The organism is Vibrio cyclitrophicus, from assembly GCF_024347435.1.
GTDB classification, from domain to species: domain Bacteria; phylum Pseudomonadota; class Gammaproteobacteria; order Enterobacterales; family Vibrionaceae; genus Vibrio; species Vibrio cyclitrophicus.
Window position 1 is genome coordinate 2,089,406 of record NZ_AP025480.1, and the last position, 13,435, is coordinate 2,102,840.

The window sequence follows — 13,435 nt, forward strand, 5'->3', positions numbered from 1 at the left end:
AGAACACCCTGTTTTGTCGCTGAATTCGCAATTCCATCAACTTGGCTTATATTTGTAGGTAACCTTTAAACAAAAATTGAAGTGGTGTTTATGTTCCTAACTCGGTTGATTTATGTCAGTACGCTTTGCGAAAGTTGCGACGCCAAAGCTTTAGATGATATTTTGGATATTTCCCGTGACCACAATAAACAAAGCCATTTAACTGGGCTACTTAGTCATAATCAAAAGTATTTTCTTCAGTGTATAGAGGGGTCGAGAGATGCGGTCAATCATACCTACAACCATATTCTCAATGACCATCGCCACAACAACGTGACAATTCTCTATTACAAAGAAATTGATAGCCGACAGTTTGGTGATTGGTCAATGGGTGATATTCCCCAATCTAGCTTGACTGAATTGTTGAACTTACAATTTTCGGCCTCTAACCAATTTAACCCATATGAAATGTCTGGGGAAAGCGCGTATCAAATGTTATTAGAGCTGAAGCAGAACCTGCCATCTGAGTAATCTCCCTTAACATCGAGTAGACGGTTATTAAGATGAAAACCTCACACCAATTAAATGAAGTCATTTTTGAGTCTATCTTCCAATGCTTGAACACATAGTTTAATGGCGATCGGTGTGTTTGCAGCGAATGGGGTTAACGCATAGACCGTGTTAGTTGGCAATTGAAAGTTCGGTATGACATCGACCACATCATCGGATAGCTGATGAAGGTAGAAATCTGGTATTACACCAATACCAACGCCTGATTTGATTAAGGCAAGACAGCTGTGGAATGAGTTAGTGGTGCAACTGGCTTGTTGTTGGTAAACAAAGTCTTGCTCACTGTTAGAAGTGAAAGAATGAGTCACCTGCTTTCCCTGCCACGAGTTTGCAATGTATGGAATAGAAGTAAGTTCACTATCTCGCATACTTTCGACGCCACATAACACGTCTTTGAACTCACCCAAACGCTTCTGCTTAAGGTTACTGTCACGTGAGCTTCCCACTCGTACCGCGAGATCAATATCGTGCTCCATGAAGTCCAAGTGCTGGTCATCACCAATCAGTTCTGGTTCTAATTTCGGGTATTGCTTCATTAGCTCTGCAATAACAGGCGCGACGAGCAAGTCCATCAGCGCATTCGGCGCCGTGATTCTAATCCGACCTTGTGGCTCTTCTAATTCTGCTTTCGCCATATCCCAAGCAGAGTCAGCGATCACGTTGATGTCTTTACAGCTTAGATAAAAACGCTCCCCCATACTGGTCAGGATCTGTCTCCGCGTTGTTCGTTTAAGAAGTGAGGCGCCTAACTCTTGTTCCAGTATTTTAAGGTGCTGGCTGACGACAGACTTAGATAGTTCAAGCTTTTCAGCCGCCGCTGATACTGAACCCTGCTCTACAATATGAGCGAAAATAGACATCTGCTTTAGCTTATTCATTTAATTGTTCTCTTTTTACATACAGTCTTTTTTATTATCTCTGTTTTTCCATTCAATTTATAGAACTAAACTGAATCCAACTTATCAAGATACCCAAATCAAAACACAGTGTTTGAAAGAAGACTGTTATGGAGAGAATAATGTTAAACAACCAAATATTAGAAGCATGCAAGCAAGGCATTGACGCATGGCAGAAAGCATTCAACAGCCAAGATGCCAAAGAGTGTGCAGCTCAATACACTGAAGTATGTGTGATGGAAGCGCGTCCGTTTGGTGTTTTTGAAGGTCGTGAAGCGATTCAAGCATTTTGGCAGAATATTATTGACCAAGGCTTCAAAGACGTTGATTACACAGACGTGACGTGGGCAGAACACCCAGAAGGTGGTTACATCCTGACTGCAAGCTGGACGATGAACAAGGCATTCGGTGTCGTGCACCGTGAGCACTGGGCTTTGGAAGGCGATGGCCATGCTCGCCTAGTAAGCGACTACTTTGAAGTTCAAGGCGAACGCTAGAAGCTCAAGAGTAAAACAGAAAGCAAAAAGCCAGCAGTCCAAATAAGACTGCTGGCTTTTTTTAGTGATTAACACTTGCCATTGCTTTACTTAATTTGATGGTGATTCGGCGACTCTACACTGGCGCTAAACACGCTCATAATATCAAATTAAAGGGCCAGATATTGTCTGGACGAATACAAGTAAGTGTTATTAAAGTGCTGCTTTCTTCGATTCTGCAATCCAAGCATCAAACGTACTTTGATTCGCTTTAATCCAACCGTTTACATGCGCTTCAATATCAGCAGAGCTGTTTTTGCCTTTGCTCATCATCATGTTCTGAGCACTTACATCGTTGATGTTCAATTTGATGATTTCGAAAAGCTTCGCCGCCGCTGGGTTATTCTTAGCAAACTCTTTGTTCGCGATAATGCGCATCGAGTTCATTTGGAAACCGTAGTTTTTACCATTCGACAACGTTGTATCGACATCAGCACGATCGCCAGGAAGAGATGAGAATGGTACTTCTAGCCACACTACATCTTCATTTGGAACCAACACGCCACTCACCCAGTATGGAGTCCAAGTGTAGTAAAGAATCGACTCACCCTTTTGGTAACGCGAAATCGTATCAGCAATAATGGCGGCATAGTTACCTTGGTTATGCGTAACTGTATCATCAAGTTTGAATGCTGAAAGTTGATGTTCGATAACCATCTCACAACCCCAGCCAGGGTTACAGCCCGTTAAGTCTGCTTTACCATCACCGTTTGCATCAAACAGTTTTGCAATTTTCGGGTCGGTCAGTTGGCCAATGTTAGTAATGTTGTACTGTTCTGCCGTTTTTTTATCAATTAGGTAACCTTGTGCCGCGCCACTTACATACTGACCTTCACGATAGAATTTGTCATCGCCACCAGCCATTTTGTATTTATCAGCATGAAGTGGGAACCAACCTACTGTTAAGAACGTTGCATCACCTTTTGCGATAGAAGTGTAAGCTACGTTGTAGTCCACTTCTTGTGTCGCTTTTACGTCGTAGCCAAGTTCTTCTAACGCACGGTTTACGATCAACGTTTGAAATGTTTCCTCAGCGACAGAAGATTGAACTGGCTGAACAGATACACCTTCACCCGGTAAGCTTGCAGCCCAAAGGTTAGTTGATACTGCTAATGTAGAAACGATGCTAACAGCAAGTTTACTCTTCCATGAATTATTCATTGGTTTTTTTCCTTAATTGTAGTTCTGATTTGTTGCCGAGATTGAATGCGTTAAGTACAAGAGAAACAGGTCCCATCTGATACCAGCGTAATTTTGTGTTGCCTGCGTTAGCGCCTAAAACTTGAGTAATGCGATCAAGCAAGATAGCAAGAATAACGATGCCCAGACCGCCGACAGCCGCAAGTCCCATATCTAGACGGCCGATACCTCTCAATACCATCTGGCCTAAACCACCGACTGCGATCATTGACGCGATAACGACCATAGATAGCGACAGCATCAACGTTTGGTTCACGCCTGCCATGATAGTTGGCAATGCCAATGGCAATTGAATTCGATATAACATCTGCTTTTTGCTGGCACCAAATGAGTGACCTGCTTCTATCAGCTCTTCAGGTACCTGCTGAATGCCCAAGATGGTCAAACGTACCACTGGTGGCAGTGCAAATATGATGGTTACCACTACGCCCGGCACATTACCAATACCAAATAACATAACAATTGGTACCAAATAAACGAAAGCTGGCGTGGTTTGCATAGCATCTAGAATTGGACGCACAAATTTAGCAGCAGTATTACTTCGGGCGAGCCAGATACCCATTGGTAAGCCTATCAATAAACAGAAGAATACCGATGTCATAACCAATGAAAGAGTGGTCATCGCTTCAGACCAAGCACCAATCAAACCGATAAAAGTAAGCGATACTGCAGTCGCAAGACCCAACTTCAAGTTTGAAAACTGCCATGCCAACAAAAATAGAATGATAAGCATAAACGGGGCTGGCGTAGAAACTAATGCCGTTTCAAATGAACTTAGAATGAAATCGATAGGAATTCGTATTGCCTGAAATAACGGACGCCCGTGTTCAACTAACCAATTCAAACCAGATTCAACCCAAGTATCGACAGGCAATACTGCTTCGGCAAATGGGTTAAGTGGGTCAAAAGGTATGGTTTCTACCGTTTCACTGCTTAACCAATCCGCCGATGGTGAGGTGTCAGTTGCTTGACCCCAAGGATCACTTGATGGCTGGGTCGATTGCTCTGAAACAGTAGATTGTGACCATGGGTCATTATTCGTTTGTTCTGATGACATGATCTACCCCTTATCCAATGTTTGTAACAGTCGTGATTTAGTCACCACACCGAAGTAATTGCCTTGTTCATCCACAACAGGGACTGAATAAGGCACACCACCAACAAGGCCAAGTACATCATTGATAGGTAAATCTGGGCTCAGCGTTAAACCATCATCGAGCTGCGCACTAACCAAAGATTTGTTCTCTTTGTGAGCTTGACGAAGAGAATCGACAGAAACGATGCCTGAGTAAAGGCTGCTTTTATCGATAACGATGCCGTATTCACGGTCATTATCCATCAGAATTTGCAGAGCAGAAGCTGGGCCATCGTGTTCCGATTTCTTAAATACTGCAGCCGGTTTCTTACGTGCGATATCTTTCACAGTAAGAACACTTGCTACATTTACGCCTCGGAAAAAGGCTTCAACGTAATCGTTAGCCGGATTGTTAAGAATTTCGTCAGGGGTGCCTACTTGAACCACTTCACCATTTTGCATAATCGCAATTCGGTCACCAATACGCATTGCTTCATCCAAATCATGCGAAATGAACACAATCGTACGTTTGTCATCGTTTTGAAGACGAATCAATTCATCCTGCATTTCAGTACGAATCAAAGGGTCGAGTGCAGAAAATGCTTCATCCATTAACAAGATATCTGGGTCACATGCTAGGGCACGAGCCAAACCAACACGTTGCTTCATACCACCAGATAATTCATCTGGGTAAGATTCCGAATACGGCCCAAGACCTACTCGCTCCAAGGCTTCAAATGCAGATTGTTTGCGTTTACTTAGCTCAACACCCGCAAGCTCAAGGCCAAATGCTGCGTTTTCTATCACCGTCATGTGTGGCATCAAAGCGAAATTTTGGAAAACCATAGAGATGTTGTTGCGGCGAACTTCGCGGAGTTCATCTTCTGAGATGTGGGCAATATCTTTGCCTCGAAGAAGCACATTACCTTTGGTGGGTTCAATTAAGCGATTAAGAAGGCGTACTAGGGTTGATTTGCCAGATCCTGACAGTCCCATAATTACGAAAATCTCGCCTTCTTTGATACTAAGAGAAACATCGTTAACGCCGATCGTTAGACCTGTTTCTTCGAAAACTTTGTCTTTGTTTGCGCCTTCACTGATCATCGTAAAAGCACGGTCGGTGTCTTCACCAAACACCTTGTACAGTCCCTTAACTTCCAGTATGGGATCCATGAAATCTAATCCTTTGTTAGTTATTTAAACTTAAAAATGGTTATTTAAACTTAAAAATGGTCATCTAAATTCAAAAAAACAATTAGCACTCTAAGCAATCTAGCAGAGTAAATCAAGGGGTTGCATTCGGTAACAGACGGTAAAAACCACCAAATCACACATAAAAAACAAGGTTAAAGTAAAAATAACAATTCAATAAAATACTGATAATAAAAGACATTAAGTAATCACAAATGCGCACGGAATTATGTATTACTTACTGACAGATTATTGAATATTTATTTTACATTAGTACGAGGAATAGGCTGAACGAACCAAAATTAAGTATAAATAGTTCGTGTACAAATAATTCGAATACAAACTATTGGTTAAGTTTTTCGGGTGCTTAAAAACTGGAAGTTCAAGCGAACAGAAAAGTGGCAAAATCACGGCATAAAGGGAAAAAGTCGATAAAGCCAATTCTATTAAGATGAACCCAGGTTGGTCGAAATATCTTCAACCTTTAAAAATACAACACCAGTTGTGATACTTGCTGCAAACTATCAAATATCGATTATCTAGACCAAAAGACGACTTGTAGAGTACTAGCAGCTGAGCCATTCTTTATGCAAGGCGTCGATCTTTTCTGCCTATCGATTAAAGAAAAAAAAGGGATTCTGATGATAAAAATGTTGGTGTGTGACTTTGATGGGACACTTGATGGAGGCTCATCTCATGGAGTAAATCAGTTATCTGACTACTTAGCTGACCAAACAGATATCCGCTTTATCATTGCGACAGGTAGAACCTTACCTTCCATCAGGGTTGGATTAGCTTCAAACAATTACCCAAAACCCCACAGTATTATCAGCGATGTTGGTACAAGAATTCATCACAACCACTCCCAATTGCCTGATCATATTTGGCATAACCAGTTAGAAGCTTCTTGGAACAAATCAAAAGTAGAGTTGGCACTCGCATCACTGAATTTCATGGGTGAACGTTTGGAAAACCATCAAGGCGATTACAAAATTACTTTTGAAGGGAAATTATCTGAACCTCAACAAACGCTGATTGGATTGAGCTTGAAATCGCACGGCCTAGACGTCCATCTCACTTACTCTCACGACTGGTACTTAGATATAACGCCCAAAGGAGTTAATAAAGCCACGGCGATTCGTCATCTGCTCCAACAGCATGATTTGAGTGTTGAAGAAGTTTGCGTTGCAGGTGATTCTGCGAACGACACATCTATGCTTACTATAGAAGGCGTCAACTCTATATTGGTGGCGAACCATTATCCGGAAGTTGCTCACCTGTCCGACAGAGAAAATGTTTACACCAGCACAGCAACACACGCCGCGGGCGTTTTAGAGGGGCTGAAGTACTGGCAAAAACGAGCATCTGTAAACAAACATCTGTAAATAGTGGATAGGTACTAGCTCGTGAGCCACGAACCTGTTTCTTAATCAAGGGAAAAGGCTTCTCGATTACTTTTCTTACTCCTACTTCCAACCAGGGAGCCAATGTTGGTTGTCGGTTAGCTCTCGCCAGTTAATAGCTTCCTCTCGTTTGGTCATCACTGCCTCTATTAAGCAACGAATTACCTCCCCTTCTTCAAATTCAACCTCTGTGATCATAAAGTGCTTTTCTTTTTTTACTGGGCTAACGGCAGTCCATTTACTGCGAAGTAATTTCTTTGGATTAATTCGATTCATGGGTTATCTCTCGCTGTGATGTTTCAAACTATAAGTACGCAATAACAAAAGGGATCACTTTAATCTGTAAGTTGACACTTAAAACTGGGGAGCTCATAACTAAGGTCAATAAATCAAACCATAGGCTTAGTACAATACCTGTTATTGATGAGTCACAAATAAGCTACCCATGAATCAAACAGAGTTCCAACAAAAAATAACGAGCTTCACTTCTATCGAACAAGCGCTTGATTACTTTGAAATTGGGTTTGATAGCAAGTTCATCGACCAAAACAGAATAGAACTGATGAAGCGTTTTAACGGTTATCTCATTCTGTCAAAGCCCGACGATTGGTTTTCTGGACGAAGAGCATTGAAAAACGCCTACTGTAAGGTTCAACGTAGTAAGTTAGATCGCCACACACGTTCTGCCTGTCGTGGTTGTACTACTTGCCAACGTCGCTAGTTTCAAGTCAGAAAACTCAAAGGTAGATAATAAGAAATAGATAATTGAAATAACATCTCATTGCGATCTCGCTAGTGGTTTGCTCGAAAAAAAGTGTGCTAGTCTTACGGCAACTCAACTACGAGATAAAAACTACAATGAAAATTTTCAGCAATTTCGAAAGCGGCAACATTCACGTCGTTTCAGCAGATTCACCACAAAACATTCAACTGACGATCCCAGCAGACAACCAGACTGAAATCTCTCAATGGTTTCACTTCCGTTTAGAAAGTGAAGATCAACAAGCTCACCACTTTGAAATCGGCCAATTGGCAACATCAGCCTATCCTGAAGGCTGGAAAGATTACGATGTTGTTGCATCTTATGATCGTGAAGAGTGGTTCCGTGTTCCATCTCAGTTCGATGGCGATACACTAAGCTTTGATATCATTCCTGAACACGATTCAATGTACTTCGCCTATTTCGCGCCTTACTCATATGATCGTCACCAAGATCTCCTGCACAGTGCTCAAACGCACCCGGCTTGTAAGTTAGAAACGCTGGGTCACACGCTAGACAACAATGACATCACTTTGCTAACCATTGGTGAGCCAAGTGAAGAGAAGAAAAACATCTGGGTTATTGGTCGCCAACACCCGGGCGAGACTATGGCTGAATGGCTGATCGAAGGCTTGCTGCAACGTTTACTTGATGAAACAGACACAGTAGGTCGTTCTCTTCTAGATAACGTTGTTTTCCACGTTGTACCGAACATGAACCCAGATGGCAGTATCCGTGGTCACCTACGTACCAACGCGATTGGCGTTAACCTTAACCGTGAATGGCAATCGCCATCTCTAGAACGTAGTCCTGAAGTTTTCCTTGTGCGTGAGCGTATGCTAGAAACTGGCGTTGACATGTGTCTAGACATTCACGGCGACGAAGCAATCCCATATAACTTTGTTGCGGGTAGCGAAGGTACGCCGTCATACAGTGAGCGCATTGAAAAACTAGAGAACCACTTCAAGCAAGCCCTTCTGACTATCACTCCCGAATTCCAAGATGAATTTGGTTACGATAAAGACGAACCAGGAAAAGCGAATATGACAGTGGGCACAAACTGGATAAGCGAACAGTTCAAGTGTTTGGCTTATACAGTGGAGATGCCATTTAAAGACCACATCAGCCACGCTGATGAACTTTACGGTTGGTCTCCAGAGCGTAGCGTTGCATTCGGTCACGACATGCTAGCGGCAGTTTGGGCGACAGCAGGCAAACTCTAATTGACGTCACGCTAACCTAACCAAAGACATATTTTTTGCGATTTTGGTTAGAAGTGCTGCGTAAAGATATTGCTATACAAAAACGACAAAGCCCGGTGCATTCAAATGCGCCGGGCTTTTTGATTTCTTATCTACTTATCTACTTGTTTAATCTACTAATCTACTAATCTACTAATCTACTAATCTACTAATTAGCTTAGGCCACTCTCAAGTTAGCAAAGAAGACCGGGTATCTCTGCCGAATATGCCTTTGTTCTGACACCATATCTTTGAAGCTTGGGCCTTGAGACAATTGAACAATCACTTCATCGCCCTCTTGTCGCAACACAGCCCCACTAATATCAACACTATTGTTGTCGTGTAGTCTTAACGTTCCCGCCATTGAAAAGCCGCGGTAAACAGGAATGACGTTTTGCATCATTAGACGCACACCCTTTTCAGAAACCTCACTGACATGAAAAAGCTCATCCTTAATTCGCATCACCGGACGTGCCCTTTTAGGGTACTTTAAACGATAATATTGGCGTTTCTGGGTGAACGATTCTTCACACATCAGTGACTCCCGTCTCTTTTGATTGATCAGTAATAAGCTATCGATTAGTTTCAGTTAACGCTTTAAAATTGATGTATTCATTGCATTAATATCTAGTAATTATATCGACTTAATGAACGAATACTTTAAGTAATTTGAGCTGGGAGCTTGGTATTACCTAAAACTCTGCAAAAACTGAGATGTCGGTCATATACTACGAGCGGAACATCATATCTAAACAAAAATCCAAACCTAAATCATTACTCATAAAATATCCTGAACGTTTTTCACACTTATACTCGAAAAGTTTGTCACGAAGATAGCAAAACTCATTCTCTAACTTTTACAGCCCTGTTAGACTCCACATCCACTTTGATACTTGGTTCATTTATGTCGTTTGATAAACTAACCCTTAACGCAAAAACTGTCGCAGCCATTCCTTCTCGATTCAATACACCGACTGAGATACAGCAAGCGACCGTACCCAAGATTGTCGCAGGCCAAGATGTTCTTGCGCTCGCGCAGACGGGCAGTGGAAAAACGTTGGCGTTCGGCTTACCTTTATTGAACAACATCAATATCGACTTGAATGAACTGCAAGCCATCATCATAGTTCCAACTCGTGAACTCGCATCACAAGTGGCTGAAGCTCTTGAACCCATTGCAACAGAACTCTCAATTAAAACCATCACATTAAGCGGTGGTGTCAACATAGATAATCAGCAACAGCTGTTATCAGAGAAACCGCAACTTGCTATTGCTACGCCTGGCCGCTTACTCGCTGTGATCCAAACTGGGGAGCTTGAGTTAGCTCGCTGCGTATCTTTGGTGCTTGATGAAGCAGACCGTTTGCTCGATATGGGTTTCTGGCCCGATATTCAAATCATTACTGATGCTCTTCCAGTGAAACGTCAATCATCGCTGTTTTCAGCTACGCTTCCCCAAGAACTGGTTAGCCAAGCGGAAGCACTTCTCAGTCATCCAGTAAAAATTGCGGCACACCAAGAGAATAGCGTTGTCTCTGCCATTGATGAAACGCTCTATCTCGTGAACAAAGGCAGTAAAGCTCAAGCGCTCCTTGCTCTACTTAATCAGAACGATTGGTCACAGGTTTTGGTGTTTATCGGAGCAAAAGATAACGCTGACGCACTAACCAAACGTTTAAACAAAGCAAAAATCAGTGTCTGTGCACTGCATGGAAACAAGAACCAAGAAGAACGTACCTTAGCACTAGAGAGTTTCAAGAATGGTGAAACACGAGTTCTCATTGCGACCGATGTGATGGCTAGAGGTATTCATATCGAGCAACTGCCGGTCGTGATCAACTTTGATTTACCTGCACACTCGGCAACTTACGTACATCGTGTTGGACGAACAGCAAGAGCAGGAAGTGCTGGAGTCGCAATATCTCTTGTTAGTCACAGTGAGAATGAATGTTTAAACGCGATTCGTTCTTTGACCAATAAACCGTTATCGTTACAATCACTGGAAGGGTTCCCTGTCACAGACAAGCCAGCGTCAGAAGCAACCGCTCGTAAGCGCCCGCCCAAAGACAAAATGGCCAACCGCAGAACCGCAAAGAAAAAAAGTGTGAAGCAATTTAAGAGCAAGCCAAATCACACTAAATAGTTCCTTGTTCTAAATTGAATCCTCCCATAAGCGCCCAAATTTTTCTGGGCGTTTTTACGTTCGCTGTTGAGCTTGAGCAATAAATATTTTAGGAAGAGATAAGCATTTTTATTGAAGAATAATGCACCTCTGCGCGCCATTTTAAATGACACTTTTGTGAATTATGATGCCAACGTATTGATTCTTGGTTGCTCAAAAAAAATACTTTCTGATCACGTTGACGCCCCTATATTTGGCAACTAGATTTTTCTACTAGTGTCTAAAAACCGGGAGGTCATCGAAATGAAACGTGCAAGCTCTACATACCGATTACAACTGATTAAGGAAGTGGCTACTCGCCGAGATCGTCAACGTTCGAATGACCCGATGGCAAACTACATACAAAACCTGATAGATAACAAAGATGAGTGTGATACTTCTGTAGAACGTAACCACAGATTCAGTGGCAGTCATTTTGATGAGCATATTGGTGGTTGGGTTAGCGATCATTGGGGTAGCAAATAGCAGTGTCATTAGGCAAACCCATGTTATTAGGTAAGCTGATCAATAAGAGCACCCAACAAATGAACTAGATTTGTCGCTGTAGAATTTATCTCCGCATTAACCTATCATCTGCAACAATTCCCCCTCATTGAGTAAGCAGAAAGTGTCTGAGTTAAAAAGAGAAAAACAAGTGATGGTTGCCTTCCAAGTGATTCCTCGCGTTAAAGAAGGCAACAATTTCGAAGTGGTTGATAAGGCACTTGAAGTGGTTAAGGCAGCGGATGTTCCTTTCCAAATCGGCGCGATGGAAACCACGATGAAAGGTGAACTCAACCAACTACTCGATATAATTAAAAAGGCTGAACAAGCTTGTTACGATGCCGGTGCTGTCGAAGTAATCACAAACATCAAAATTCACAGTAAAACCACCGATGCCGATGATACATTCTGTACTTATCATCGTGGTGTAACGAAAGCGAATCACATGTTTGTATAAGTTTACCTATTAGCCATGTTTAGCCTTTAGGCGATTTTAATCTGTCGAAGAGGTTCTGAAGAATCTGTGATGTTATTGAAAAGGCATGTCTGAAAGATGTGAAAGGATTTCCATTCTCTCTTCTTCGGTCATTGAATGCCAATCACGCGCGCTTTGTTCAGGGTCATCTTTCGCCTCAATAGGTTTTCGATCCAATGCTTTGATTGGTTTCTTTTTGAGTTTTGCGTGCTTTTTATTCATACCGACATCACTCCTTCTGGTACAAAGGTACCTACCTTAATATTACACGCCAACCATTATGTAAAGTAATAGTTGCTTTGGAGTTAAATAAAATATTGATAGTTCCACATTAGCCGAAAAGTTCTCTTTGAGGAGTGGTACTTCCCTCTTCGTCAACTGGCTCACCCTGTGTATTATTTTTATTACCAACTAGGTTAGTTTTGCTATCGATTAAGTTCTTTTGCTTCATTATTTTTCTTCTATAACGCTGACGACATAACTTAATAACGTGCAACTGCTCAGACGGCGTCATCGCCATCCAGTTAAAGCGCTCCTCTCTTTTGCGCATGCAACCATTGCAATAACCTTTATCATCGCTTGAACACACCCCAACGCAAGGGCTTGGAACTTGAAAAAACTCTAACTGCTCCACCATGTCTCCTCACTTCCTGAAACAATAAAAGTTAAGCTTACTAATTAAAAAGTAAGCGATTAATTTGTCGCCTCGCTCATAAAATTCATACTAAACTATGACCTTATACTGACACATATAGTGTTTTGTAAACTATACTTTGAACCCATCAAGTTACACCTTTTTCAGTAACTTCGTTTTTTCTTTTGGAGCCTTTTAATATGAAGTTTAGTTCAAAAAAATTACTAGCAGTAGCCGCTTTACCTATGTTGCTAGCAGCATGCACAACAACAGGTGATAACGCGATGCAAGTAACACCAACCGATCTACAGCACCATAACTGGGAACTTGCTCAAATTGATGGCAAGGACATTGAGAAAAGCGAAAACCAAGCGACTCCTCGTCTGGAAATCGGTGAAAAGATGACTGCGAACGGCATCGCTGGCTGTAACAACTTCTTTGGCCAAGGCGAGCTGAAAGACGGCCAGTTCCGTATTAAGCAAATGGGCATGACAATGAAGATGTGTCACGGCTCTGCAATGGAAATCGAACAGTCGGTTTCAGCGACTCTTAGCGAGTGGAGTGACGTAACCCTAACAAAAGACACACTAGTATTGAAAAACGACGTGCATACGCTAACGTACACCATTCGTGATTGGGTAAACTAGCCTCGATTAACAATATACTGTCGATACCAGACATTGATCAAAGGAGCCTTATCGGCTCCTTTTTTATTGCTTAAAATCGCCCTTTTCTTCACCAAAACTTTACTTCTCATCGAATTTTCGTACTCACGTCCAATAAACATTAAAAATCTCTCATTTAGGTGCA

17 protein-coding genes are annotated in these 13,435 nt (G+C 42.0%); 9 read left to right on the forward strand and 8 right to left on the reverse strand.

Going from position 1 to position 13,435, the window contains the following annotated elements:
* The first annotated feature begins 90 nt into the window (after nt 1-90).
* Nucleotides 91-510, forward strand: a complete 420-nt coding sequence (locus OCW38_RS09095) for a BLUF domain-containing protein (RefSeq protein ID WP_016768597.1) — start codon at nt 91-93, stop codon at nt 508-510.
* Nucleotides 511-560: 50 nt separating this feature from the next.
* Here OCW38_RS09095 and OCW38_RS09100 read toward each other — a convergent pair whose 3' ends face one another.
* On the reverse strand, nt 561-1,427 hold the full coding sequence (locus OCW38_RS09100) for a LysR family transcriptional regulator (RefSeq protein WP_016786256.1): 867 nt from the start codon (nt 1,425-1,427) through the stop codon (nt 561-563).
* Nucleotides 1,428-1,567: 140 nt separating this feature from the next.
* Here OCW38_RS09100 and OCW38_RS09105 point away from each other — a divergent pair, with 140 nt between their 5' ends.
* Nucleotides 1,568-1,942 carry a YybH family protein gene (locus OCW38_RS09105; protein ID WP_010440397.1) on the forward strand — a complete coding sequence of 125 codons (375 nt, stop codon included), beginning with the start codon at nt 1,568-1,570 and terminating at the stop codon, nt 1,940-1,942.
* A gap of 192 nt (nt 1,943-2,134) precedes the next feature.
* Here the strand turns inward: OCW38_RS09105 and proX are convergent, their stop codons facing one another.
* Genes proX through proV form a run of 3 tightly spaced genes read right to left on the reverse strand, consistent with a single transcriptional unit; the run spans nt 2,135 to nt 5,429 of the window.
* Nucleotides 2,135-3,142: a glycine betaine/L-proline ABC transporter substrate-binding protein ProX gene (proX, locus tag OCW38_RS09110; RefSeq protein ID WP_010440395.1), complete on the reverse strand. Its 1,008-nt coding sequence runs from the start codon at nt 3,140-3,142 to the stop codon at nt 2,135-2,137.
* A complete protein-coding gene (gene proW / locus OCW38_RS09115; protein WP_010440393.1) occupies nt 3,135-4,238 on the reverse strand; it encodes a glycine betaine/L-proline ABC transporter permease ProW in 1,104 nt (367 codons plus the stop codon). Before proW ends, proX begins: the two co-directional genes overlap by 8 nt.
* A gap of 3 nt (nt 4,239-4,241) precedes the next feature.
* Entirely contained in the window at nt 4,242-5,429 is a 1,188-nt protein-coding gene (gene proV / locus OCW38_RS09120) for a glycine betaine/L-proline ABC transporter ATP-binding protein ProV (protein WP_010440391.1), read from the reverse strand.
* Nucleotides 5,430-6,088: 659 nt separating this feature from the next.
* Here proV and OCW38_RS09125 point away from each other — a divergent pair.
* Complete coding sequence (locus tag OCW38_RS09125) at nt 6,089-6,832, forward strand: HAD-IIB family hydrolase (protein ID WP_010440389.1); 744 nt, start codon at nt 6,089-6,091, stop codon at nt 6,830-6,832.
* Nucleotides 6,833-6,913: 81 nt separating this feature from the next.
* On the opposite strand, the gene OCW38_RS09130 is transcribed toward OCW38_RS09125, so the two are convergent.
* Nucleotides 6,914-7,126: a TIGR02450 family Trp-rich protein gene (locus OCW38_RS09130; RefSeq protein WP_010440387.1), complete on the reverse strand. Its 213-nt coding sequence runs from the start codon at nt 7,124-7,126 to the stop codon at nt 6,914-6,916.
* Between the two features lie 169 nt (nt 7,127-7,295).
* Here OCW38_RS09130 and OCW38_RS09135 point away from each other — a divergent pair, with 169 nt between their 5' ends.
* The gene (locus OCW38_RS09135; RefSeq protein ID WP_010440385.1) at nt 7,296-7,571 is read left to right on the forward strand and encodes a nitrogenase-stabilizing/protective protein NifW; all 276 of its coding nucleotides are present in this window, start codon (nt 7,296-7,298) and stop codon (nt 7,569-7,571) included.
* Between the two features lie 137 nt (nt 7,572-7,708).
* Nucleotides 7,709-8,833, forward strand: coding sequence for a M14 family metallopeptidase (locus OCW38_RS09140; RefSeq protein ID WP_010440171.1), 1,125 nt, complete (start codon nt 7,709-7,711; stop codon nt 8,831-8,833).
* Between the two features lie 196 nt (nt 8,834-9,029).
* Here the strand turns inward: OCW38_RS09140 and OCW38_RS09145 are convergent, their stop codons facing one another.
* Nucleotides 9,030-9,386 (reverse strand): hypothetical protein, encoded by a 357-nt coding sequence (locus OCW38_RS09145; RefSeq protein ID WP_010440166.1) that lies wholly within the window; start codon nt 9,384-9,386, stop codon nt 9,030-9,032.
* Between the two features lie 369 nt (nt 9,387-9,755).
* On the opposite strand from OCW38_RS09145, the gene OCW38_RS09150 reads away from it, so the two are divergent.
* The 3 genes from OCW38_RS09150 (at nt 9,756) to OCW38_RS09160 (ending at nt 11,973) form a co-directional block, all read left to right on the forward strand.
* Entirely contained in the window at nt 9,756-10,994 is a 1,239-nt protein-coding gene (locus OCW38_RS09150) for a DEAD/DEAH box helicase (RefSeq protein ID WP_261893783.1), read from the forward strand.
* 282 nt (nt 10,995-11,276) lie between these two features.
* Nucleotides 11,277-11,498: a hypothetical protein gene (locus tag OCW38_RS09155; protein WP_010440159.1), complete on the forward strand. Its 222-nt coding sequence runs from the start codon at nt 11,277-11,279 to the stop codon at nt 11,496-11,498.
* 172 nt (nt 11,499-11,670) lie between these two features.
* Nucleotides 11,671-11,973, forward strand: coding sequence for a thiamine-binding protein (locus OCW38_RS09160; protein ID WP_016768592.1), 303 nt, complete (start codon nt 11,671-11,673; stop codon nt 11,971-11,973).
* A gap of 72 nt (nt 11,974-12,045) precedes the next feature.
* On the opposite strand, the gene OCW38_RS09165 is transcribed toward OCW38_RS09160, so the two are convergent.
* Together OCW38_RS09165 and OCW38_RS09170 are read right to left on the reverse strand one after the other, a co-directional pair.
* A complete protein-coding gene (locus tag OCW38_RS09165; RefSeq protein WP_016784617.1) occupies nt 12,046-12,213 on the reverse strand; it encodes a hypothetical protein in 168 nt (55 codons plus the stop codon).
* A gap of 109 nt (nt 12,214-12,322) precedes the next feature.
* Complete coding sequence (locus tag OCW38_RS09170; protein ID WP_016768591.1) at nt 12,323-12,628, reverse strand: DUF1289 domain-containing protein; 306 nt, start codon at nt 12,626-12,628, stop codon at nt 12,323-12,325.
* Nucleotides 12,629-12,825: 197 nt separating this feature from the next.
* Here OCW38_RS09170 and OCW38_RS09175 point away from each other — a divergent pair, with 197 nt between their 5' ends.
* Nucleotides 12,826-13,272: an META domain-containing protein gene (locus OCW38_RS09175; protein WP_010440148.1), complete on the forward strand. Its 447-nt coding sequence runs from the start codon at nt 12,826-12,828 to the stop codon at nt 13,270-13,272.
* Nucleotides 13,273-13,435 lie beyond the last annotated feature (163 nt).

What these genes read in the sequence shown, in the direction of transcription:
- OCW38_RS09095 (WP_016768597.1), top strand. Translation starts at nt 91, where the DNA reads ATGTTCCTAACTCGGTTGATTTATGTCAGTACGCTTTGCGAAAGTTGC.
- OCW38_RS09100 (WP_016786256.1), bottom strand. Translation starts at nt 1,427, where the DNA reads ATGAATAAGCTAAAGCAGATGTCTATTTTCGCTCATATTGTAGAGCAG.
- OCW38_RS09105 (WP_010440397.1), top strand. Translation starts at nt 1,568, where the DNA reads ATGTTAAACAACCAAATATTAGAAGCATGCAAGCAAGGCATTGACGCA.
- proX (WP_010440395.1), bottom strand. Translation starts at nt 3,142, where the DNA reads ATGAATAATTCATGGAAGAGTAAACTTGCTGTTAGCATCGTTTCTACA.
- proW (WP_010440393.1), bottom strand. Translation starts at nt 4,238, where the DNA reads ATGTCATCAGAACAAACGAATAATGACCCATGGTCACAATCTACTGTT.
- proV (WP_010440391.1), bottom strand. Translation starts at nt 5,429, where the DNA reads ATGGATCCCATACTGGAAGTTAAGGGACTGTACAAGGTGTTTGGTGAA.
- OCW38_RS09125 (WP_010440389.1), top strand. Translation starts at nt 6,089, where the DNA reads ATGATAAAAATGTTGGTGTGTGACTTTGATGGGACACTTGATGGAGGC.
- OCW38_RS09130 (WP_010440387.1), bottom strand. Translation starts at nt 7,126, where the DNA reads ATGAATCGAATTAATCCAAAGAAATTACTTCGCAGTAAATGGACTGCC.
- OCW38_RS09135 (WP_010440385.1), top strand. Translation starts at nt 7,296, where the DNA reads ATGAATCAAACAGAGTTCCAACAAAAAATAACGAGCTTCACTTCTATC.
- OCW38_RS09140 (WP_010440171.1), top strand. Translation starts at nt 7,709, where the DNA reads ATGAAAATTTTCAGCAATTTCGAAAGCGGCAACATTCACGTCGTTTCA.
- OCW38_RS09145 (WP_010440166.1), bottom strand. Translation starts at nt 9,386, where the DNA reads ATGTGTGAAGAATCGTTCACCCAGAAACGCCAATATTATCGTTTAAAG.
- OCW38_RS09150 (WP_261893783.1), top strand. Translation starts at nt 9,756, where the DNA reads ATGTCGTTTGATAAACTAACCCTTAACGCAAAAACTGTCGCAGCCATT.
- OCW38_RS09155 (WP_010440159.1), top strand. Translation starts at nt 11,277, where the DNA reads ATGAAACGTGCAAGCTCTACATACCGATTACAACTGATTAAGGAAGTG.
- OCW38_RS09160 (WP_016768592.1), top strand. Translation starts at nt 11,671, where the DNA reads ATGGTTGCCTTCCAAGTGATTCCTCGCGTTAAAGAAGGCAACAATTTC.
- OCW38_RS09165 (WP_016784617.1), bottom strand. Translation starts at nt 12,213, where the DNA reads ATGAATAAAAAGCACGCAAAACTCAAAAAGAAACCAATCAAAGCATTG.
- OCW38_RS09170 (WP_016768591.1), bottom strand. Translation starts at nt 12,628, where the DNA reads ATGGTGGAGCAGTTAGAGTTTTTTCAAGTTCCAAGCCCTTGCGTTGGG.
- OCW38_RS09175 (WP_010440148.1), top strand. Translation starts at nt 12,826, where the DNA reads ATGAAGTTTAGTTCAAAAAAATTACTAGCAGTAGCCGCTTTACCTATG.